General features: G+C 72.9%; 20 protein-coding genes. 5 read left to right on the top strand and 15 right to left on the bottom strand.

Annotated features, from left to right (window positions below):
- Positions 1 to 35: 35 nt before the first annotated feature.
- The gene (locus ACFV6X_RS05160; protein WP_385377855.1) at positions 36 to 2,252 is read right to left on the bottom strand and encodes a tetratricopeptide repeat protein; all 2,217 of its coding nucleotides are present in this window, start codon (positions 2,250 to 2,252) and stop codon (positions 36 to 38) included.
- Positions 2,253 to 2,314: 62 nt separating this feature from the next.
- Entirely contained in the window at positions 2,315 to 3,112 is a 798-nt protein-coding gene (locus ACFV6X_RS05165; RefSeq protein ID WP_385378148.1) for an oxygenase MpaB family protein, read from the bottom strand.
- Between the two features lie 434 nt (positions 3,113 to 3,546).
- Between ACFV6X_RS05165 and ACFV6X_RS05170 the strand changes: the two genes are divergently transcribed.
- Together ACFV6X_RS05170 and ACFV6X_RS05175 are read left to right on the top strand one after the other, a co-directional pair.
- Complete coding sequence (locus tag ACFV6X_RS05170; RefSeq protein ID WP_385377858.1) at positions 3,547 to 4,233, top strand: SDR family oxidoreductase; 687 nt, start codon at positions 3,547 to 3,549, stop codon at positions 4,231 to 4,233.
- A gap of 49 nt (positions 4,234 to 4,282) precedes the next feature.
- Entirely contained in the window at positions 4,283 to 5,041 is a 759-nt protein-coding gene (locus tag ACFV6X_RS05175; RefSeq protein WP_385377861.1) for an SDR family oxidoreductase, read from the top strand.
- Positions 5,042 to 5,063: 22 nt separating this feature from the next.
- On the opposite strand, the gene ACFV6X_RS05180 is transcribed toward ACFV6X_RS05175, so the two are convergent.
- Positions 5,064 to 6,242 (bottom strand): acyl-CoA dehydrogenase family protein, encoded by a 1,179-nt coding sequence (locus tag ACFV6X_RS05180; RefSeq protein WP_385377864.1) that lies wholly within the window; start codon positions 6,240 to 6,242, stop codon positions 5,064 to 5,066.
- Positions 6,243 to 6,371: 129 nt separating this feature from the next.
- Positions 6,372 to 6,746 carry a ferredoxin gene (locus tag ACFV6X_RS05185; protein ID WP_385377867.1) on the bottom strand — a complete coding sequence of 125 codons (375 nt, stop codon included), beginning with the start codon at positions 6,744 to 6,746 and terminating at the stop codon, positions 6,372 to 6,374.
- Between the two features lie 99 nt (positions 6,747 to 6,845).
- On the opposite strand from ACFV6X_RS05185, the gene ACFV6X_RS05190 reads away from it, so the two are divergent.
- Positions 6,846 to 7,211 carry a DUF6479 family protein gene (locus ACFV6X_RS05190; protein ID WP_365455026.1) on the top strand — a complete coding sequence of 122 codons (366 nt, stop codon included), beginning with the start codon at positions 6,846 to 6,848 and terminating at the stop codon, positions 7,209 to 7,211.
- Between the two features lie 110 nt (positions 7,212 to 7,321).
- Here ACFV6X_RS05190 and ACFV6X_RS05195 read toward each other — a convergent pair whose 3' ends face one another.
- The 10 genes from ACFV6X_RS05195 to ACFV6X_RS05240 form a co-directional block, all read right to left on the bottom strand.
- The gene (locus ACFV6X_RS05195; protein ID WP_385377870.1) at positions 7,322 to 7,777 is read right to left on the bottom strand and encodes an RpiB/LacA/LacB family sugar-phosphate isomerase; all 456 of its coding nucleotides are present in this window, start codon (positions 7,775 to 7,777) and stop codon (positions 7,322 to 7,324) included.
- A 26-nt stretch (positions 7,778 to 7,803) separates the two neighbouring features.
- Positions 7,804 to 8,226: a PPOX class F420-dependent oxidoreductase gene (locus ACFV6X_RS05200; RefSeq protein WP_385377872.1), complete on the bottom strand. Its 423-nt coding sequence runs from the start codon at positions 8,224 to 8,226 to the stop codon at positions 7,804 to 7,806.
- Between the two features lie 61 nt (positions 8,227 to 8,287).
- Positions 8,288 to 9,178, bottom strand: a complete 891-nt coding sequence (locus ACFV6X_RS05205; RefSeq protein WP_385377875.1) for an NAD(P)-dependent oxidoreductase — start codon at positions 9,176 to 9,178, stop codon at positions 8,288 to 8,290.
- A 141-nt stretch (positions 9,179 to 9,319) separates the two neighbouring features.
- On the bottom strand, positions 9,320 to 11,689 hold the full coding sequence (locus ACFV6X_RS05210) for a glycoside hydrolase family 65 protein (protein ID WP_385377877.1): 2,370 nt from the start codon (positions 11,687 to 11,689) through the stop codon (positions 9,320 to 9,322).
- Between the two features lie 148 nt (positions 11,690 to 11,837).
- The gene (locus ACFV6X_RS05215) at positions 11,838 to 12,242 is read right to left on the bottom strand and encodes a luciferase family protein (protein ID WP_385377880.1); all 405 of its coding nucleotides are present in this window, start codon (positions 12,240 to 12,242) and stop codon (positions 11,838 to 11,840) included.
- Positions 12,243 to 12,312: 70 nt separating this feature from the next.
- Positions 12,313 to 13,281 carry a RimK family alpha-L-glutamate ligase gene (locus tag ACFV6X_RS05220; protein ID WP_385377883.1) on the bottom strand — a complete coding sequence of 323 codons (969 nt, stop codon included), beginning with the start codon at positions 13,279 to 13,281 and terminating at the stop codon, positions 12,313 to 12,315.
- A 322-nt stretch (positions 13,282 to 13,603) separates the two neighbouring features.
- Positions 13,604 to 14,065: a hypothetical protein gene (locus ACFV6X_RS05225; protein WP_385377886.1), complete on the bottom strand. Its 462-nt coding sequence runs from the start codon at positions 14,063 to 14,065 to the stop codon at positions 13,604 to 13,606.
- Positions 14,066 to 14,112: 47 nt separating this feature from the next.
- On the bottom strand, positions 14,113 to 14,577 hold the full coding sequence (locus tag ACFV6X_RS05230) for an SHOCT domain-containing protein (RefSeq protein WP_385377888.1): 465 nt from the start codon (positions 14,575 to 14,577) through the stop codon (positions 14,113 to 14,115).
- Between the two features lie 109 nt (positions 14,578 to 14,686).
- On the bottom strand, positions 14,687 to 16,021 hold the full coding sequence (locus ACFV6X_RS05235) for a hypothetical protein (RefSeq protein ID WP_385377891.1): 1,335 nt from the start codon (positions 16,019 to 16,021) through the stop codon (positions 14,687 to 14,689).
- 12 nt (positions 16,022 to 16,033) lie between these two features.
- Positions 16,034 to 16,693, bottom strand: coding sequence for an HdeD family acid-resistance protein (locus ACFV6X_RS05240; protein ID WP_385377894.1), 660 nt, complete (start codon positions 16,691 to 16,693; stop codon positions 16,034 to 16,036).
- A 202-nt stretch (positions 16,694 to 16,895) separates the two neighbouring features.
- Here ACFV6X_RS05240 and ACFV6X_RS05245 point away from each other — a divergent pair, with 202 nt between their 5' ends.
- Together ACFV6X_RS05245 and ACFV6X_RS05250 are read left to right on the top strand one after the other, a co-directional pair.
- Positions 16,896 to 17,444, top strand: coding sequence for a potassium channel family protein (locus tag ACFV6X_RS05245; RefSeq protein ID WP_365450283.1), 549 nt, complete (start codon positions 16,896 to 16,898; stop codon positions 17,442 to 17,444).
- Complete coding sequence (locus ACFV6X_RS05250; protein WP_385377897.1) at positions 17,441 to 18,850, top strand: DUF2252 domain-containing protein; 1,410 nt, start codon at positions 17,441 to 17,443, stop codon at positions 18,848 to 18,850. The genes ACFV6X_RS05245 and ACFV6X_RS05250 overlap by 4 nt, the downstream gene beginning before the upstream one ends.
- A gap of 3 nt (positions 18,851 to 18,853) precedes the next feature.
- On the opposite strand, the gene ACFV6X_RS05255 is transcribed toward ACFV6X_RS05250, so the two are convergent.
- Positions 18,854 to 19,051: a hypothetical protein gene (locus ACFV6X_RS05255; protein WP_365450287.1), complete on the bottom strand. Its 198-nt coding sequence runs from the start codon at positions 19,049 to 19,051 to the stop codon at positions 18,854 to 18,856.
- Between the last annotated feature and the right edge of the window lie 38 nt (positions 19,052 to 19,089).

The raw sequence follows: 19,089 nt of genomic DNA on the forward strand, positions 1-19,089 counted from the left end.
ATCCCGCCCGGCCAGAGCGGGTCCGGCCCCGTCGGTCAGGCTCTGTGGGGGTCCCCCTGCCGGCGCAGCTCCGCCACCCTGCGAGACAGCTCCACCGCCTCCTGCCCCCGGCCGAGCTGTTCCAGGCAGTGTGCCTCGTCGTTGCGGCCGGCGAGGGTGTCGGGGTGGCCGGCGCCCAGGACGCGTTCGCGGGCGTCGGCGACCGCGCGGTACTCGGTGAGCGCGTCGGCCCAGCGGCCCAGCCAGCCGAGGCCGACGGCGACCTCGCGGCGGCTGATCAGGGTGTCGGGGTGGTCGGGGCCGAGGACGCGGTCCCGGAGCGCGCACACGTCACGGGACTCGGCGAGGGCCTCCTCCCAGCGGCCGAGGCGGCCGAGGTTGACGCCGAGGCCGTGCCGGGCGCGCAGGGTCTCGGGGTGGTCGGGGCCGTGGAGGCGGGTGCGGTCGTCGACCAGGTCGCGGTACACCTCGAGCGCCTCCGCGCCACGGTTCAGGCGGCCGAGGCTGATGCCGATCTCGTGGCGGGCGGCGAGGGTGTCGGGATGGTCGTTGCCGAGTGCCCGGCCGCGGGCCTCGGCGACCTCCCGGTAGGTGTCCAGCGCTTCCGGCCAGCGACCCAACTGGCCCAGTACGTACGCTACTTCGTAGCGGGTGACGAGCGTGTCGGGATGTCCGGCCCCGAGGACCCGGGCGCGTGCCTCGGCCACCTCGGAGGCCAGCCGGTACGAGTCCTCCAGACGGCCGAGTCTGCTGAGGTTGAAGGCGAGGTTGTGACGGCAGCGCAGCGTGTCGGGGTGGTCGGCGCCCACGGTGCGCTCGCGCACGGCGAGCACCGACGTGTACACCTGGTGCGCCTCCAGGGGCCGCCCCAACTGGCCCAGCACGTACGCCATCTCCTGCCGGGCCGCGAGCGTGTCCGGGTGGTCGGCGCCGAGCAGCCGCTCGCGGGCCCGGGCCACGTGCGTGTACTCACGCAGGGCGTCGGCCGCGCGGCCGGTGCGACTGAGCGTGAAGGCGACCTCGTAGCGGCTCGCGAGGGTGTCGGGGTGGTCGGCGCCGAGGAGGTGCTCGCGTTCGGCGGCGACCGCGCGATGCACCTCGCCCGCCTCGGCCCAGCGCCCGAGGCGCGCCAGGCTCAGGCCCGCGTTGTGGCGTCCGGCCAGGGTGGTGAGCGCCTCCTCGGGCGGGTCGGGCGGGGTGTCCGGCACCGGAACGGGTGCGGGGACGGTGGCGGGGCGGGCGATCCACTCGCCGGTGAGCCCGTCGCCGGCATCCGGCAGCGGGGTGCGCAGCGCGGCGCCGGCCGCCTTGTGGCCCGTGGTCATGCCGTCCGTCCAGGACGGCAGCCGCGCCTCGGGGGCGGACGGCTCGACGGCGACCACGGTCGGGACGTACGCGGGGACGGTCCGGGCCGCGCTGATTCTTCGGCCCAGCTCGGTGGCGTCGCGCGGCCGCTGTTCCGGCAGCTTGGCGAGCAGGTCCAGGATGATCTGCTCCAGGTAGGCGGGCAGGTCGGCGCGGTGGCTGCGCGGCGGCTCGGGCGGCGTGTCGCGGTGGCCGACGAGGATCGCCCACGCGTCGCCCAGGTCGAACGGCGGTACCCCCGTGGCGAGTTCGTACAGCACGCACCCCAGTGAGTACAGGTCGCTGCGCTGGTCCACCTCGTCCCCGCCGATCTGCTCCGGCGACATGTAGTGCGGGGTGCCCATGGCGACACCGGTGCCGGTCAGCCGGGAGGTGAAGCCGATGTCGGCGCCGAGGCGGGCGATGCCGAAGTCGCAGATCTTCACCGTGCCGTCGGTCAGCCGCACCATGTTGGCGGGCTTCAGGTCCCGGTGCACGATGCCCTGCCGGTGGGTGTAGGCGAGGGCGGCGGAGACCTGCTCGGCGATGTCGACGATGTCCGGGACCGGCAGCGGATGGTGCTTGTTGTCCTCCAGGACCTGGCTGAGGTTGCGGCCCTGGAGCAGCTCCATCACCAGGTACAGCACCCCGTCGGCCTCGCCGAAGTCGTGGACGACGGTCACCCCGCGGTGCTGGAGCGCGGCGGCGACCCGGGCCTCGCGGCGGAACCTCTCCCGCAGCACGCGGGTGAAGGACTGGTCGTGGAGCGGCCCGAGGGGCTTGAGGCACTTCACGGCGACATGCCGGCCGAGCGACTCGTCGCGTGCCCGCCACACCTCGCCCATGCCGCCGCGCCCGATCGGATCCAGCAGCCGGTACCGGCCCTGAATCAGCCTGGTCTCCCCCATCGCGTGCCGTCGCCCCCGTCGCTGTGAGCCCCGCCCTCCCCTGGCAGGACCAGTATGGCCACCTACGGTTCGAGTTTGTACGGCGCGGGGCGGGCGGCCGGGCCGAGTCGGGCCATGGCGCGCAGGATGGGCCGGGGCGGAAGTTGCCATCGCACATGTGCGGGGACGGTGCGCAGCAGGGTTCCGGTGCGGCGCAGGCGGCGGGTGACGACATCGGGTGCGGGGGCGGGACGGCCGTACAACTCGTGGGCGTACGACGGCAGTGAGGCGTACGCGAGGCCGGCGACCCGGCTCCACAGCAGCTCGCGCAGGGGCACCAGCGCGGTGGGTGCCGGCGGGCGGCGCAGGAAGGCGTCGACGTCCCTGGCCTCGGGTCCGGCGGCGAGTTCCGGCCGCACCTCGTCGAAGTAGGCGGTCAACTGGGCCCGGTCGGCCGGTACGGCGCCGGGGTCGAGGCCGACCAGGCGGGCGCTGACCCGCTGTTCGCGAACGTAGCGGTCGGCCTGGGTGTCGGTGAGCGGGTAGCCGGAGCGGCGCAGCACGTGCAGATACGAGTCGATCTCGGCGCAGTGCACCCACAGCAGGAGGCCGGGGTCGTCTATCGGGTACCGCTCGCCGGTCTCGGGGTCGGTGGCCCACAGCATGCTGTGGATCTTCCGGACGCGGGCGCCCGCCCGCTCGGCGGCGCCGGTGGTGCCGTACGTCGTGGTGCCGACGAAGTTCGCGGTGCGCATCAGGCGGCCCCAGGCGTCGCGCCGGAAGTCGCTGTTCTGCAGGACGCCGCGCACCGCGCGCGGATGCAGGGCCTGGAGGTGGAGCGCGCGGATGCCGGCGATCCACATCATCGGGTCGCCGTGCATCTGCCAGGTCACGGAAGCGGGAGTGAACAGCCCCGGATCACCCGCCACCCGGGCGGACGGCTCCGGGACGGCCGTGCGGTCCCTGGCGGCGTCACCGAACCTCCGTGCTGCCAACGGGCTCACCTCGCCTGGAATCCGTGGTCGTGCCATGGCCTCTCCACTCTCCCCCAGCTCGCGCCTTCGGGGCAGGCCCGCCGCGGCACGGCCGCGACCGACTCGCCCGTGCCCGCCACATGCAAAGCCACGGCATCCGGTGCAGGCTGGCAGTGAGGAGACGGCTCCACGGCGCGCCGGCGACGAGGTCTCCCGCACGCTCGTCACACGGGAGTCCCGGGGTGTCCTGCCCGCCGCGAGCCGGGTGGAGCCGATCGCGAAGGCATCGCTTTCCCCGTTCGTCCGCCAGGTGCGGCAGGTGCCGGCAGGAAGGAAGCGCGATGGAGATCAGAGGTTCGATCGCCCTGGTGACGGGCGCCAACCGCGGCATCGGTCAAGCGTTCACGCGCGCGTTGATCGACCACGGAGCGGCCAAGGTCTACGCCGCCGCGCGCGATCCGGCGAGCGTGGACGACGCCGACGTCACGCCGCTGCGCCTGGACGTCACCAAGCCGGAGGAGGTCGCGGCCGCGGCCGACGCCGCGGGCGACGCCACCATCGTGATCAACAACGCGGGCGTGGGCGGTTTCAGCACCGGGCTCCTGACCGGCTCCCTCGACGACGCCCGTCAGGCGATGGAGATCAACTACTTCGGTACCTGGCAGGTCTCCCGCGCCTTCGCCCCCGTCCTGGCCCGCAACGGCGGCGGCGCGCTGGTGAACATGCTCTCGGCCGCCTCCTGGGCCTCGCGGCCGGAGTACCCCGGCTACGCGGCCTCCAAGGCCGCCCAGTGGTCTTTGACGGGCTCGCTGCGGGAGGGCCTGCGCGCACAGGGGACGCTCGTGGTCGGAGTCCACGTCGGATTCGTGGAGACGGATCTCAGCTCCTTCACGGACGCGCCGAAGATCAGCGCGGTCGATGTCGCGGAGCAGACCCTGGAAGCCGTGGCGAACGACCGCGTCGAGGTCCTCGCCGACGAGCGGGCCAGGCAGGTCAAGCAGGCCCTGTCGCAACCCCTCGAACGGTGAGCGGAGCCGTGTCACGACGCGTCCGTGCCGCCGCGGCGGAGGAGGACTCATGAGTGTCGGGCCACCGGGGGGCCACGACCTGCGGGAGCCGGCCCTGGCCGGGCAGACCCTGGTCGTGATCGGCGGGAGCGCGGGCATCGGGCTGGCGACCGCGGCGCACGCCCGTGCCGAGGGCGCCGCGGTGATTCTCACCGGCCGGAACCCCGAGCGGCTGCGCGCGGCGGCGGAGGAGGTCGAAGCGGTCGGCACCAGTGTCTTCGACGCGGGCGACCCGGCGCGGCTGCGGCAGTTCTTCGAGGAACTTCCCCGTCCGGTCGACCACGTGATGGTCACGGCGGGACATCCCTCCTACGGGAGTCTGCTGGACATGGACGACGAGGAGGCACGCGAGGCGATCACGGGGCACATGGTGCTCGCCATCGAGGTCGCGCGCCACGCCGCCGGTACGGTACGACCGGGCGGCACACTGGTGCTCCTGGGCGGCACGGGCGCCCGGCAGATCCGTGCCGGCCTCGGGATCGCGCCCGCGGTCACCGCGGCACTGCCCGCGCTCACCGCCGGCCTCGCGCTCGAACTCGCGCCGGTCCGGGTCAACCTGATCGCCGCCGGGTTCGTGGACACGCCGCTGTCCGCCAGGCTCCTCGGCGAGGGACTCGACGCGCGCCGCGAGGAACTGCGGGCCAAGCTGCCGATCGGCCGTGTCGTCGTACCGGCCGACGTCGCGGCGCTCGCCGTGCACCTGATGACCAACACGGCACTCACCGGCGCGACCTACGACATCGACGGCGGGCAGCAGTTCGTCGGCTGAGGGCGTGGGGAGGGCCGGCGGGTCAACGGCGTACCCGGGGCATGCCCAGGCCGATCCACGAGATGATCTCGCGCTGGATCTCGTTGTTGCCGCCGCCGAAGGTGAAGATCACCGCGGAGCGGTAGCCGCGCTCCAGTTCACCGTGCAGCACCGCGCCGGCGGATCCCTCCTGCAACGCGCCGGTGGCGCCCACGACTTCCATGAGCCAGGTGTAGGCGTCGCGGCGTGCCTCGGAGCCGTAGACCTTGACGGCGGAGGCGTCCTGCGGGGTGAGCGTGCCGTACTGGACGGCACTGACCATCTGCCAGTTGAGGAGCTTCAGGGCGTCCAGGCGGGTGTGGGTCCGGGCGAGGCGGCGGCGTACCCAGGGCAGGTCGATGACGCGGCGGCCGTCGGTCAGCTTGGTGCGGCTCGCCCAGCGCCGGACGTCGTGCAGGGCACGGATCGCCATGGTGCCGTGCGCGGCGAGAGTGACACGTTCGTGGTTGAGCTGGTTGGTGATCAGCCGCCAGCCCTGGTTCTCCTCGCCGACCCGGCGGGAGACGGGGACGCGGATGTTCTCGTAGTAGCTGGCCGTGGTGTCGTGGCCGGCGAGGGTGTTGATGAGGGTGCAGGAGTAGCCGGGGTCGGTGGTCGGCACGAGGAGCATGGTGATGCCCCGGTGCGGCGGTGCGTCCGGGTCGGTGCGCACGGCCAGCCAGACCCAGTCGGCCGTGTCGCCGTTGGTGGTCCAGATCTTGTGGCCGTTGACCACGTACTCGTCGCCCTCGCGTACCGCGCGCGTCTTGAGGGCGGCGAGGTCGGTGCCCGCGTCGGGCTCGCTGTAGCCGATCGCGAAGTCGATCTCGCCGGCGAGGATCTTCGGCAGGAAGTACGCCTTCTGCTCCTCGGTGCCGTACTGCATGATCGTCGGCCCGACGGTGTTCAGCGCCATCAGCGGCAGCGGGACGCCCGCCTGGGCGGCCTCGTCGAAGAAGATGAACTGCTCCATGGCGGTGAGCCCGCGCCCGCCGTACTCCTCGGGCCAGCCCACGCCGAGCAGGCCGTCGGCGCCGAGCCGGCGGATGGTGTCGCGGTAGAAGCGCTTCTGCGCGGCGGGCTCGGCGTGCCGCACATGCGCGTTGTCCGGCACCAACTCGGCGAAGTAGGCACGCAGTTCGGTGCGCAGCCGCTGCTGCTCGGGCGTGTATTGAAGGTGCACGGCGCCTCCAGGCTCCCCAGGGCCGGTCCTGCCTGACGGCGCCCACCGTAGAACGTGTTTCAGAAATTGGGAATGGCGGCGGTACGGGAAGTCACCGCGGCCCGGCCCGGAGGCTGCGGGAAGGCCGGCTCAGCCCAGCGTGCCCAGGAACTCCGTGCACGCCCGGGCACAGGCGCGGCACGCCTCCGCGGCGCCCTCGGCGGCGGGGTGGCCGTCGAAGACGTGCGCCGACTCCAGGCACACGGTGCGGCACCACTCCAGCTGGACCCGCAGTCCGTCCTCGTCGATGAGTGTCTGCTCGGACAGCATCCGGCAGGTCGCGTCGCATACCTCGGCGCACATGATCCCCTTGCGGCGCAGGAGTTCCTGGTCCTCGGTACCGTCGGGGTCCACCAGGCTCGCACGCAGCGCGCACGCCCGGGCACAGTCGGTGCACGCCTGCGCACAGGCGAAACGGTCTTCCAGGAACCGGAAGACCTCCTGCTGCGAAGTCGTCGAAGTCACACCGCGCGGGTAGCCATGGGGGCACCGGCCAAACACATACGCGTGAGGGCGGGGCCCGGCGATCGGATTTGATGTCCGATTTGAGGGTATTCATGCGATATGAACAACGCCTCCATGCAGCTGGCAGCGCCGAGTGGACTGCTCAGCCTCGTCCTGTTCGTGGTCGCCATCGCCGTTGTCGGGGTGCTGGGGGGAAGCTTCTGGCTCGGTAACCGGATCAAGTTCGGTGAGCCCCCGCGCCCACGCGCCGACGAGCAGCCGCACCTGCCACCGGAGGGCGCGGTCCACGAGGTCCGGCAGATCCGGGAGCCCGACGACGTGCCCGTGATGCCCAAGGGGGGCCGCCCGCTCACTCCGTACGAGCTGACCAACATGCGGACCAAGCCCAGTACCTCCACGGACCGGCCCCGCTGGGGCAGGGGTACGACGGGCTCGTTCGGCGGAGGCGGGCTCGGCGCGCACTGACCGCCGCGGCGAGAACGCACTGACCGCCGCGGCGAGAACCAGAGCAGCCGTTCCCGGACGGCGACGGCGTCATCAGCGGTCGCGAGTCGCCTCGCGACCGCCGAGACGCGTCAGGGCAGGGCCCGGATTTCGTCCAGCTGCTCGACGCGGGCCACGTTCCCCCGGTCCTCGGCGTCCTCGCTGAGTTCTCCGGCGAACCAGGCGTCCAGGATCTCCTTCAGCACCGGCCCGGAGGTCAGCCGCAGGCTCAGCGCCAGCACGTTGGCGTCGTTCCACCGGCGGGCGCCCTCGGCCGAGTAGGCGTCCCCGCACAGCGCCGCCCGTACGCCCGGCACCTTGTTCGCCGCGATGGACGCGCCGGTCCCGGTCCAGCAGCACACCACGGCCATCGCCGACGTCCCGTCGGCCACGTCGCGGGCGGCCGCCGACGAGCACGCCGCCCACTGCGGGTCGTCGCCGGGGCGCAGCGCACCGTGGGTGAGCACCTCGTGCCCACGGTCACGCAGTTCCGTGACGAGCAGCCGGGCGACGGGCTCGTCCATGTCCGAGGAAACGGAGATCCGCATGTCTCGGAGCCTACGTCAGGTCCGGCTCAGGTGGAGGCCTGGTCGCTGTCCTTCAGCGCCCCCCAGCCGTGCCAGCGCTCGACCTCGATCCAGGCGCTGACCCGGCCGCGCACCCGGTCCGGGTAGGCCTTGCCGCTGTAGCGCCGGGAGAGCCGGTCGATGTCGGCCAGCCCCTCGTCCTCGTACGTCTCGGTGCCGCGCCCTACGACGGTGACATGGGTGTACCAGTCGTCCGAGTCCAGGACCGTGAGCGTGACACGCGGGTCGCGCCTCAGGTGCTTCAGCCGCACCCGGCCCTCGTCCAGATTGATCAGCACCCGCCCGTCCTCCCACAGGTACCAGGTGGGCGTGGAGACGGGCGTGCCGTCGGAGCGCAGGGTGGCCATCACGCAGGGGTTGGCGCGGGCCAGCAGGGCGTCGGCCTCGGGCGGCAACGGGGGCTTGGACATACGGCTCTCTCTCCTCGATCGCAGGTGGCGGCATCGGGCTGAAGGTGACGCCGGGGGGCGGTCAGGCGGGGGGCGTCTTCTCGAAGCTGGCGAAGTAGGCGGCGGCCATGTCCTCGTCGCCGTGGCCCTGCTCGGCGGCGCGGGCCAGCCGCCGCGCACCGGCGGCGGCGACATCGAGCCGCACGCCGTTGCGCTCCCCCGCCTCGACGATCAGGCGGGCGTCCTTGGCGGCCGTGGTCACCGCGAACTGGGGCGGGGACAGCCTCCCGTCGAGGATCATCGCGCTCTTGACGCGCAGGTAGCCCATGTCGAGCGGGCCGCCGGCGATGGCGTCGAAGAAGTGCTGGGGGTCCACCCCGAGCGCCCGGGCCAGGGCGAGCGTCTCGCCGGCCGCGTTGGTGGCGGCGAGAACCCAGCTGTTGGCGACCAGCTTCAGCCGGGTCGCGGTGCCGGCGGCGCCGTCCTCCCCGGTCCACACCGTGCGGGCGCCGACCGCGTCGAAGACCGGCGTCACCGCTTCCCGGCCCTGGCCGGGACCGGCGGCGAGCACCAGCAGCGCGCCGTCCTCCGCGGGCTGACGGGTGCCGAGGACGGGGGCGTCGTAGAAGACCAGACCGTGCTCCCGCGCGAAGGCGGCCAGTTCCGTGACGGACTCCAGGCCCGCGGTCGTCGACTGCGCCCAGGCGGTGCCGGCGCGCAGGGCGGGGGCGGCCTGGCGCATCACGTCGAGGGCGGTGGCCCCGTCGTACAGGATGGTGAGGACGACGTCGGCGCCCTCGACGGCTTCCGCCGGGGTGCCGGCGACGTGCGCGCCGACGGCGGCGAGCGGTTCGGCCTTGGCGCGGCTGCGGTTCCAGGCGCGGACGGTGTGTCCTGCCCCGGCGATGTTCCGGGCCATCGCGGCGCCCATGATGCCGGTGCCCAGGACGCTCACGGTGAGTGTGTCGGTCATGCGTCAACTTCCCTGTCGGTGCGGTGATCGGTGCCCTGCTGGGGCTGGGGTCCCCGAAAGTGCCACCCCTTGGTCACGTCGCGTGTGGCCGGGTACCCCGCGGGGCCGGGGAGCCACATGGCTGTGGCTGTCTCACTGCGGTCACTCGGGCAGCACCAGCCGCCCCGTCTCCCCCGGCTCCAGGCGCACCGCCCGGTCCGGCAGGCGTACGTCGACAGCGGTGGCGTCGGACGACGGCACGGTGATCTCCAGACGGCCGTGGCGCAGGCGGACGCGGACGCCCCAGTTGCCGTGATACCGCAGGGAGAAGCCGTAGGACGACAGCTCCGGCAGCGGAACCGGGTTCAGCCACAAGGCGCCCTCGCGGGTCTCCAGGCCGGTCAGGCCGCGCTGGACGAGGTCGAGGGTGCCGGCCATGGCGCCGAGGTGGATGCCCTCGCCGGTGGTGCCGCCCTGCACGTCGGCGATGTCGCCGCGCAGGGCCTCCTGCACGAACTGCCAGGCCTCGGCGCGCCGGGCCCGGGTGAGGATCCAGCCGTGCACCAAGCCGCTGAGGGTGGAGCCGTGACTGGTGCGGTGGAGGTAGTAGTCGACGGTGCGCCGCCAGGTCTCCTCGTCCAGGCGCAGCCCCAACCGGGCGAACAGGCCCTGCAGTTCGGCCGGTGAGAACAGGTAGCCGAGCATCAGCACGTCAGCCTGCTTGGAGGCCTGGTAGCGGTTGACCGTGTCGTCCTCGGCCTCCAGGATCCGGTCCAGCCGGCGGATGTCGCCGTACTCCTCGCGGTACCGGTGCCAGTCGAGCTCGGCGAGGGCGCCGAAGCCTTCGAACTGGCTGATGACGCCCTCGTGGAAGGGCACGTGCAGGGTGCGGGAGACCTCCTCCCACTGGTCGAGTTCGGCGTCGTCCAGACCGGTGCGCTCGGCGAGTTCGCGGCGCCGTGGCTCGGGCAGGCCGCTCAGCAGCTCCAGCGTGCGGGTGAGCACCCAGGAGGCGGTGACGTTGGTGTAGGCGTTGTCGTCCAGGCCGGGCTGCGCGGCGCCGGGGTAGGCGTCGTGGTACTCGTCGGGGCCGACCACGCCCAGGATGCGGTACCGGCCGAGAGCCGTGTCGTAGCGTGCCGCGTCGGCCCAGAAGCGGGCGATCTGGAGCAGCATCTCGGCGGCCTTGGTGTGCCGGAACTCGATGTCGCCGCTGGTCTCGCAGTACTGCCACACGTTGTACGCGATCGCCGAGCCGACATGGTGCTGGAGCCGGGAGTTGTCCGGCAGCCAGCGGCCCGAGCGCGGGTTGAGGTGCAGCTGCTGGGCCTCCTCACGGCCGTCGCTGCCGCTCTGCCAGGGGTACATCGCGCCCCGACGGCCGACGTTCAGAGCGGCGGTGCAGGCCTGTTCGAGGCGGCGGTGGCGGTAGCGCAGCAGGGCCCGGGAGACCTCGGGGAAGTGCAGGTTGAGGAAGGGCAGGACGAACAGCTCGTCCCAGAAGACATGGCCGCGGTAGGCCTCGCCGTGCAGTCCGCGCGCGGGGACGCCGACGTCGAGGTCGGCGGTGTGCGGGGAGAGCGTCTGGAGCACATGGAACAGGTGCAGCCGCAGGACGCCGCCGGCCTCGCCGCCGACGTCGAGGTCGGCGCGGCGCCACAACTGGGACCAGGCGGTGCGGTGGCCGCGCAGCAGGTCGTCGAAGCCGGGGGCACGGCCGACCCGGGCCACGGCGGCGTACAGCGGGTCGCTGATCGCCGGGTCGCGCGAGGTGTGCAGGGCGACGGTCTTGTCGACGGTGGCGGTGCGGCCGGGCACCAGGTGCAGCCGGATCCGCTGGGTGGTGCGCGGACGGGCGTGCCGGACGGTGACGGGCGCGTCGGCGGTGAGGCGGGACGCCATGCCGACGCGGATGTCGGAGGTGCGGGTGCGGCAGCGCAGCCACACCGTGTCGTGCTCGGCGATGCCCGCGTGCTCGTGGGTGAGGTGCCGGCCGTCCAGGTCCCGGTAGCGGGCGACTCCGGCGTTGCGTACGCCACCGTCGAGGCCGGCCTCGACGTGCAGCTCGCCGGAGAAGCCGTCGGCGGTGAACTCGGTGCGCAGCGCCGCCAGATGCGGGTCGCCCATGTGCACCAGCCGCTGCTGGCGCACCGTCAGGGCCCGCCCGTTGCCGAGGCCGAATCGGGTCAGCCGCTCCAGTACCCCCGAGGACAGGTGCAGCACCATGCGGTGTTCGAGGACGGTGGCGGTGTCCGGGGTGAGCCAGGGCCGGCCGCGCAGCCGGAAGCGCAGTTGCAGCCAGTTGGGCAGGTTGACCATGTCCTCGTTCTCGACCCTACGGCCGGCCACGTCGGAGCTGAGCCGGTTGTAGCAGCCGGCCACATAGGTCCCTGGGTAGTGCACATCGTCGGCGGAACACTCGGGGAGTGCTCCGCGGGTGGCGAAGTAGCCGTTGCCGAGTGTGCACAGCGACTCGCGCAGCCGCTCGTCGGCCGGCTCGTAGCCCTCGTACTCCCAGGTCCAGCCCGTCACCTCGGTGCTCCTCCCGCAGCGGGCGGCTCGCCGAGACGGGGTACGGCTGTCTCGGCACCGTGCGGAAGCAGTGTCTCCCCGACGCGCTGCCCTGGTGCGCGGCCCACGCCGGTGACGAGCGGGAACCGCGCCGAAGGGGCCCCAGGGCCTAGGAGGCCGGTTGCGCCACGCCGGCCGGGTCGCGGCGCAGCACCGTGACCCGGTGGAAGTTGCACCCGGCGGACGGGGCGGGCTCGCCCGGGGGCTGGTCCTGGGCGTGCAGCGCGACGCTCACCAGGCTCAGCAGCAGGTCGACGTCCGTGTCGCAGTCGAGGTGGACGGTCACCCAGCGGGAGCCGGGCACCAGCCGGATCGCGGTGGAGACGGTGAGGTCCTGGGCGAACCGCCCGACGGCCCGGCTCGTGAGGTTGAGGTCCACGTCGTGGGCCGTGTGGAAGTGGGCGATCTCGCTGCGGGTGGAGCGAACTGCCCGCCCCGTTCCACAACTGGCCGGTCCCGCCGTGAGGTCGGGCCACGATTCCAGTTGCTCCAGGGCGCGCTGGGCCAGAGTCATGTCCCCATCGTCACCGCATCACCCCACGGATACCAGTGGTTGGACACTTCGTAACCCAGGCGTGAGGATCTCACGCGGGCAGCCGCCGTGCCGGACGCGCCCTGCGGGCCGCCGCCAGGGCGTTCAGGTGGGCCTGGACGTACGGCACGGCCGCCGTCTCGACCTCGCCGTCGATGAAGGCGGGCTGGACGTTCACCTCGAAGACGACCCCGCCGTTCTCGATGGCGAGGTCGACCCCGGCGAAGGGCAGCCCGACCGACGCGGTGGCCGCGACGGCCAGCTCGGCGAGGCGCGGCGGGAGGTCGGGCGGGGCGATGGGCAGGGCGGTGGCGCCCTGGCAGGTGTTGCAGGGGGTGTCGGGCTCGGGCTGGAGGTGCTCGCGGGCGTGGATGACGCGGCCGCCCAGGACGAAGACACGGAACTGGTGGCGTGAGCCGTCGGCGGTGATGTTGCCCGCGTCCCGCGACAGCAGCCAGTCGGTGCCGCGGTCGGCGTAGAAGGCGGTGGCCCGCTCCACCCCGTCCTCGGTGGTGAGGTGGAAGGTGTCGCCGCCGCCGGTGCCCACGACGGGCCTGGCCCAGGTGTCCCGTCCCAGCTTGTCGAAGGCGGCGAGCGCCTCGGTCACGCCGGGCCGGGACAGCACGACGGTCTCCATGTGGGCGATGCCGTCCCGCCGGAAGCGCTCCACGGTGAGGTCCTTCTCGGTGGCGGTCCGCCAGGCGGCGACGCCGGTGCCGAGGGTCACCACGTCGTGGTGTTCCAGGAGGCGCTGGAAGGCCACGAGTTCGCGGCGGCGGTGCGGGGGGATCTCGTAGAGCACGATGATGTCGGGCACGAGGTCGAGCTGCTCGTCGGGGACGTGCAGCCGTAAGCCGTCCCCGGCCGGGAGGCCGCGCCCGGTGCCGCCGGTCGCGAAGTGCCGGGAGTCGATGGGGACCGGGGCGGCACCGGTGAGGAGTTCCACCGCGCGGCTGAGGTACTCGGCGCAGCCCTCGGGCGAGGTGGGGTCGGTGATCAGGGCGATGCACGGGCGGGACACGGCGGCCTCCAGTGGTTCTCGACGCGCACGGGTGCCGCGCACACTCGGTCGCGCGGTCCGAGCGAACTCACGGGTGGTCCCGGTCGCGCGGGCGGTCGTCGGCGGCCCTCACTGCGGGGGCCGCGCGTGCCGGACACCCGGCGCGGACCGGGGCGCCACACTGTAGGCGCAGGGCGGAACCGCATAACAGGGCGCACACACGCCCGCCGCCTGCTCCGGTGTCTGCGCCGTCCGCCCCTTCGCGTGCGCCCTGCGGGCCGCGCCAACCGCCGCTGCCGGACACCGGGTCGGGGGTTCGCGCCGGTGGGGGTTCCCTCCGGCCTCACACGTCACGCGGCGCGCGGTCGAGCGGGTCGCCGAAGTCCTCCTTCCGGGCGACGCACAGCGCCCAGATGACGAACCCGGAGAACGCGATGATCAGGACCGACCACACCGGGGAGTACGGCAGCGAGAGGAAGTTGGCGATGACGATCAGCCCGGCGATCACCACGCCGGCCACCCGCGCCCACGTCGCCGCCTGGAACAGGCCGACGCTGACGACCACGGCGACCGCGCCGAGGACGAGGTGGATCCAGCCCCAACCGGTGAGGTCGAACTGGAAGACGTAGCTCGGCGTGGTGACGAAGACGTCGTTCTGGGCGATCGCCATGATGCCGCGGAAGACGGCCAGTATTCCGGCGAGCATCAGCAGGATGGCGCCGAAGACCATCAGGCCCGCGGCCCACTCGTGCCGCGCCGTGTGCGTGCCTGGCGTATGTGCGCCTGGCGTGTGTGTGGCGGTCATGTTCTGCCTCGTCTTCCTGTCGTGCCGTGGTGTTTGTCGTGTGCTGCTCACTGCCGGGGCTCGGTGCCGGTGCCGGTGCCGGCGGGCGGCCCGTAGTCGGCCAGGACGAGTTCCTTGGCGCGGCGGAACTCCTCGTCCGTGATGTCACCGCGGGCGCGGATCTCGGACAGCTTGGCGAGTTCGTCGGCGCTCGTGCCGCGACTGCCGCCGCCCGCCGTCTCACGGATGTAGGAGTCGAAGGCCTGCTGCTGCGCCCGGGCGTGCTTGATCTCCCTGCCCCCCATGCCCTTGCCGCGGGCGATGAGGTAGATGAACACGCCGACGAACGGCAGCACGATGACGAGCACCAGCCAGCCGGTCTTGCCCCAGCCGCTGAGGCCGTCGTCGCGGAAGATGTCGCCGATGATGCGGAAGAGCAGGATGAACCACATGATCCACAGGAAGAACCAGAGCAGGGTCCAGAACATGCTCAGCAGCGGATAGTCGTAGGCGAGGTAGATCTGAGTGCTCATCCGTCATCTCCGTTCGGAGCAGGGCACGACGGGCGTCGCCCGCTGATCCAGCGTGCGCGCGGCGGCGCGGGGCGGCCTCACCCGGCGGGGGTGAGTCGGCGCGCAGGACTCAGGGCGCCCGGGGCGCGCTCCTGCCCGGGCCGCCGGCCGCGGCGAGCACCGCAAGGACGACCAGGACCAGGAGGACCAGGCCGAGGACCAGCGCCACGGCGCCGACCGTGGGGTGGTTCCAGAGGACGAGGGCGAGGACACCGCCCGCGATGACGATGCCGGTGGTCCAGGAGCGGTGGGTTTCCAGCCACTGCCCGGCCGCGCCGGTGCGCAGTCCCCAGCGCCGCAGCGCGTGGCCGGTCGCGGTGGTGCCGCGCGCCGCCAGGTGGCGCACCCCGCGGGCCGCGCGCCCCGGCCCGTACAGGTAGGCGGCGAGCGCCGTGATCACGGCGACGACGAGCAGGGTGCGCGTGCTGTCGCGCAGGAAGCGGACGATGGTGTCGTAGATCGTCTGGGCGGCGTCGGCGGGCAGCGTCGAGGGGGGTACGGCGTCCAGGTAGACGCGGCGCACGACGGCCAGCGCGACCAGCAGGATCACCATCATCACGGCCACGCCGACGGCCGTGACCAGCAGCATCACCCGGTGTGCCGGGGCCGTCCACACGGCCAGGGCGGCGAGCACGACGGTGAGCACGGGCAGCCACAGTCCGACTATGTCCAGCAGCCGCAGGCCCGCCTGCGCCTGGGGCAGTTTGTCGGCCTCGAACAGGGTGATCTGCCGGTCCGGGGCCGGGATGGCCGTGGCCCTCTCGAAGCCCGCGTCGACGAGCCGCTTCTTGACCTCGTCGACAACGGTCCCGAGGTCCAGGACCACCTTGTCCTGCTCGGCGCGCACGGCCCCGGCCTGACTGCCGGTGAGGACGTTCTCCACCGCCGTGTGGGCGCGCCGGTTGGCGGCCACCCACGCCTGCTCGAAGACGTCGCTGGTGATCACACGGTTCACGACCCGGTGCACGACGTCGGTGACGGCGGCGCGCAGTGGTCCGGTCAGCGCCCCGGTGCGGTCCGTGACGGCCGGCGGTGCCCCGGCGTCCGAGAGCGCCTTGCCCAGCCACTGCGTCACGGCTTCGACGTTCACCTCGGCCACCACACGGTCGGTCAGCCGGTCGGTGACGGCCGACTGCACGGCCGGATCCGAGCCGAGCGGCGCCACGGTCTGCACATACCGGTCGGTGTCGGAGACCTCGCTGTCCACCCAGGCCGCGACCACGGCCAGCGGGGCCAGCAGCAGGGCGAACAGGAGCAGGACCGACGCACCGGCGTAGCGCGCTCTGCGGTGGCGCACGCCGGCGGCACGACGGAGCCGGCGGTATTCGGCCTGCTCCTCAGCGGTCAGGGTGACCCGGTTCTCCGCGTCGCCGCCGGAAGGTGAGGGTGCGGGGGGCGCGTCCATGGAACCTCCTCCTCACGCCGCTGTCGGCGGGTCCGCGCGGTGGTCCGCGCCCGCCCTGCGCAGCGCGGCCCGCCAGGCGAAGGCCACCGCCAGCTCGACCAGACCGAGCAGCACCAGCCACAGCCCGAGCAGCCGGGTCAGGGCGACGGCGGACTCGGTCGGCAGAGACAGCACGACGACGCCCGCGACGACACCGAGCGCCCCGGCGGCGAGGACGACGCCACGGTGCGGCAGGGCCTTGGTGGCGAGGGCCGCGTAGGCGGTCAGCATGCCGGTCACGAGCCAGACGATCCCGACGATCAGCGACAGCGCGGCGATCGTCTGCAGCGGGTTCCTCAGGCACAGCACCCCGGCCAGCACGTACAGCACCGCTAGCAGCAGCCCGGTCAGCCGCTCGCCGCGCTCCTGGGCGAACACGGCGACGAACCGGAAAGCCCCGATCACCAGCAGATACAACCCGATGACCACAGCCAGGACATGCAGCGTCCCGTCCGGCCAGACCAGGACGATGATCCCCGGCACCAGCGTCGCCAGCGCCGAGCCCAGCAGCCACGTCCAGGAGCCGCCCAGCTGCTCCAGCAGTTCCGCGGGGTCGCTTCCCGGCGAGGCGGTACCCGTCCTGTCGGTCGATGGTCCCGGTGCCTGTGACGCCGGACCACGCGGATCGGTCATGGCTCCTCCTCGCGCGGTCCGGCCGGGGCACTTCCGAACCGCCGACGGAACGGGGTGCGATGCCCATCTGTCGTGCCCACCGGGCCAGCGTCACGCCCGCCGCCGGCGCTCGGATCACCCACGACGGGTGATCCGAGGGCGGCGCCGTGGCGGTGGAGTGGTTGCGGAACGCTGCACCGGTTCGCGGCGGAACGGAGCGAGGATGAGCAAGCCGTCGCGTCCCGATCGGCGGGTGACGGTCCTGGCGTTCGTGCGGGGGACCGTCATCGCGGCCGGTCTGGTGACCGCCTACTTCCTGTTGCCCATGGACGGCGTCGGCGGGGGCAGCGTGGCGTGGCTCGTGGGCGGCCTGCTGGCCGTCGTGGTGGTCTTCTCCTGGGAGGTCGGCACGATCATGCGCTCGCCGCATCCGCGCCTGAAGGCCGTGGAGGCGCTGTCCGCCACCGTGCCGCTGTTCCTGCTGCTCTTCGCCAGCGCCTACTACCTGCTGGGCCGCACCTATCCGGCCGCCTTCAGCGAGCCGCTGACCAAGACGGACGCCCTGTACTTCGCCCTGACCACGTTCGCCACCGTGGGCTACGGCGACATCACCGCCCGCTCCCAGGCCGGCCGTGTGCTGACGATGCTGCAGATGGCCGGCGGGCTGCTGCTGGTGGGCGTCGCCGCGCGGGTGCTGGCGGGCGCGGTGCAGGCCGGGCTCCAGCAGCGGCGCGACCGTGCGCCGGACAACGCGGGAGGAGAACGACCGTGACCGTACCGACCTCCTTGCCCGTTCCCCTGACCGTGGCCGAGCGGGTCGCGGCCGGCAGAAGGGCACGCACCCGCGCCTCGCGTTCGTGCCACGGCTGGTTCGAGGCGGATCGGCAACGGCCCGATCCCGTCGGTGTCCTGGAGCAGCAGTCCGCCACCCGGGTCCCGGAACTGGTGCCGGTCCGGTACGGCCGCATGCTCGAATCCCCGTTCCGCTTCTACCGCGGCGCGGCGGCGATCATGGCCATGGACCTCGGGCCGCTGCCGAACACCGGGCTGATCGTGCAGCTGTGCGGAGACGCCCACCTGCTGAACTTCCGGCTGCTCGCCTCGCCCGAGCGGCATCTGGTCTTCGACATCAACGACTTCGACGAGACCCTGGCCGGGCCGTTCGAATGGGATGTGAAACGCCTGGCGGCGAGTCTCGTGATCGCCGCGCGGGCCAACGGGTTCTCCGACCGTGAGCAGAATCGCGCGGTGGCCGCCTGCGTCCGGGCGTACCGCAAGCGGATGCGTGCGTTCGCCGGCATGGGGACGCTGGACGTCTGGTACGCGCAGGACGACGTCGAGCATCTGCGCGCGCTGCTGGACGCGCCGCTGGGCAGGGAGGCCCGGCGGCGCACCGCCCGGGCCACGGCCAAGGCGCGTACGCGCACCCACCTCCAGGCCTTCGAGCAGCTCACCCGGGCCACGGCACAGGGCCGGCGCATCACACCGGACCCGCCGCTCATCACGCCCCTGCGCGACCTGGCGCCCGGCACGGGCGAGGAGGCCCAGGCCCATGAGCTGAGCGCGCTGCTGGACGCGTATGCCCGCAGTCTGTCCTCCGAGCGCCGGCACCTGCTGCGCCACTACCGGCTGGTGGACCTGGCCCGCAAGGTGGTGGGGGTCGGCAGTGTCGGCACCCGGTGCTGGATCGCGCTCCTGCTCGGCCGGGACGACGACGACCCCCTGGTGCTCCAGGCGAAGGAGGCCTCCGAGTCGGTGCTCGCCCCGTACACGGGCGGCCGGCCGTACGACAACCAGGGCCGACGGGTCGTGGCCGGGCAGCGCCTCATCCAGACGTCCAGCGACATCTTCCTCGGGTGGACGCACACGATCGGCCTCGACGGACAGGGCCGGGACTTCTACGTGCGCCAGCTGCGTGACTGGAAGGGGATCGCCCGTCCGGACACCATGGACCCGGCCCTGCTGGCGGTCTTCGGCGGACTGTGCGGGGGCGCGCTGGCACGTGCCCACGCGCGTTCGGGGGATCCCGTCGCCATCGCCGCCTACCTGGGCGGCAGTGACCGCTTCGACCGCGCGCTCGCCGAGTTCGCCCGGTCCTACGCCGACCGCAACGAGCGGGACTTCGAGGAGCTGCGGGCCGCCGCACGGTCCGGCCGTGTCACGGCCGAGGACGCCTGAGCGTCATTCCGCAAGCCGGCGCATCTCCAGCACGGTCAGCCCCAGCGACTGGAAGCGGGTCAGCAGCCCGTACAGGTGCGCCTCGTCCAGGATCGGCCCGTAGAGGACCGTCTGGCCGGACATCACCACGTGCTCCAGTTCGGGGAAGGCTTCTGTCAGCGTCTGCGACACCTCGCCGTCGACGCGGAACTCATAGCGCATGGGCTGCTCTCCCGCGGGCGACTTCCACCGGGCCGGCT

Source organism: Streptomyces sp. NPDC059861 (genome assembly GCF_042731435.1).
Lineage (GTDB): Bacteria > Actinomycetota > Actinomycetes > Streptomycetales > Streptomycetaceae > Streptomyces.

Excerpts from the sequence above, each read along its gene's own strand:
- ACFV6X_RS05160 (WP_385377855.1), bottom strand. The coding sequence starts at position 2,252 with ATGGGGGAGACCAGGCTGATTCAGGGCCGGTACCGGCTGCTGGATCCG.
- ACFV6X_RS05165 (WP_385378148.1), bottom strand. The coding sequence starts at position 3,112 with ATGCACGGCGACCCGATGATGTGGATCGCCGGCATCCGCGCGCTCCAC.
- ACFV6X_RS05170 (WP_385377858.1), top strand. The coding sequence starts at position 3,547 with ATGGAGATCAGAGGTTCGATCGCCCTGGTGACGGGCGCCAACCGCGGC.
- ACFV6X_RS05175 (WP_385377861.1), top strand. The coding sequence starts at position 4,283 with ATGAGTGTCGGGCCACCGGGGGGCCACGACCTGCGGGAGCCGGCCCTG.
- ACFV6X_RS05190 (WP_365455026.1), top strand. The coding sequence starts at position 6,846 with ATGAACAACGCCTCCATGCAGCTGGCAGCGCCGAGTGGACTGCTCAGC.
- ACFV6X_RS05195 (WP_385377870.1), bottom strand. The coding sequence starts at position 7,777 with ATGCGGATCTCCGTTTCCTCGGACATGGACGAGCCCGTCGCCCGGCTG.
- ACFV6X_RS05200 (WP_385377872.1), bottom strand. The coding sequence starts at position 8,226 with ATGTCCAAGCCCCCGTTGCCGCCCGAGGCCGACGCCCTGCTGGCCCGC.
- ACFV6X_RS05205 (WP_385377875.1), bottom strand. The coding sequence starts at position 9,178 with ATGACCGACACACTCACCGTGAGCGTCCTGGGCACCGGCATCATGGGC.
- ACFV6X_RS05215 (WP_385377880.1), bottom strand. The coding sequence starts at position 12,242 with ATGACTCTGGCCCAGCGCGCCCTGGAGCAACTGGAATCGTGGCCCGAC.
- ACFV6X_RS05225 (WP_385377886.1), bottom strand. The coding sequence starts at position 14,065 with ATGACCGCCACACACACGCCAGGCGCACATACGCCAGGCACGCACACG.
- ACFV6X_RS05230 (WP_385377888.1), bottom strand. The coding sequence starts at position 14,577 with ATGAGCACTCAGATCTACCTCGCCTACGACTATCCGCTGCTGAGCATG.
- ACFV6X_RS05235 (WP_385377891.1), bottom strand. The coding sequence starts at position 16,021 with ATGGACGCGCCCCCCGCACCCTCACCTTCCGGCGGCGACGCGGAGAAC.
- ACFV6X_RS05240 (WP_385377894.1), bottom strand. The coding sequence starts at position 16,693 with ATGACCGATCCGCGTGGTCCGGCGTCACAGGCACCGGGACCATCGACC.
- ACFV6X_RS05245 (WP_365450283.1), top strand. The coding sequence starts at position 16,896 with ATGAGCAAGCCGTCGCGTCCCGATCGGCGGGTGACGGTCCTGGCGTTC.
- ACFV6X_RS05255 (WP_365450287.1), bottom strand. The coding sequence starts at position 19,051 with ATGCGCTATGAGTTCCGCGTCGACGGCGAGGTGTCGCAGACGCTGACA.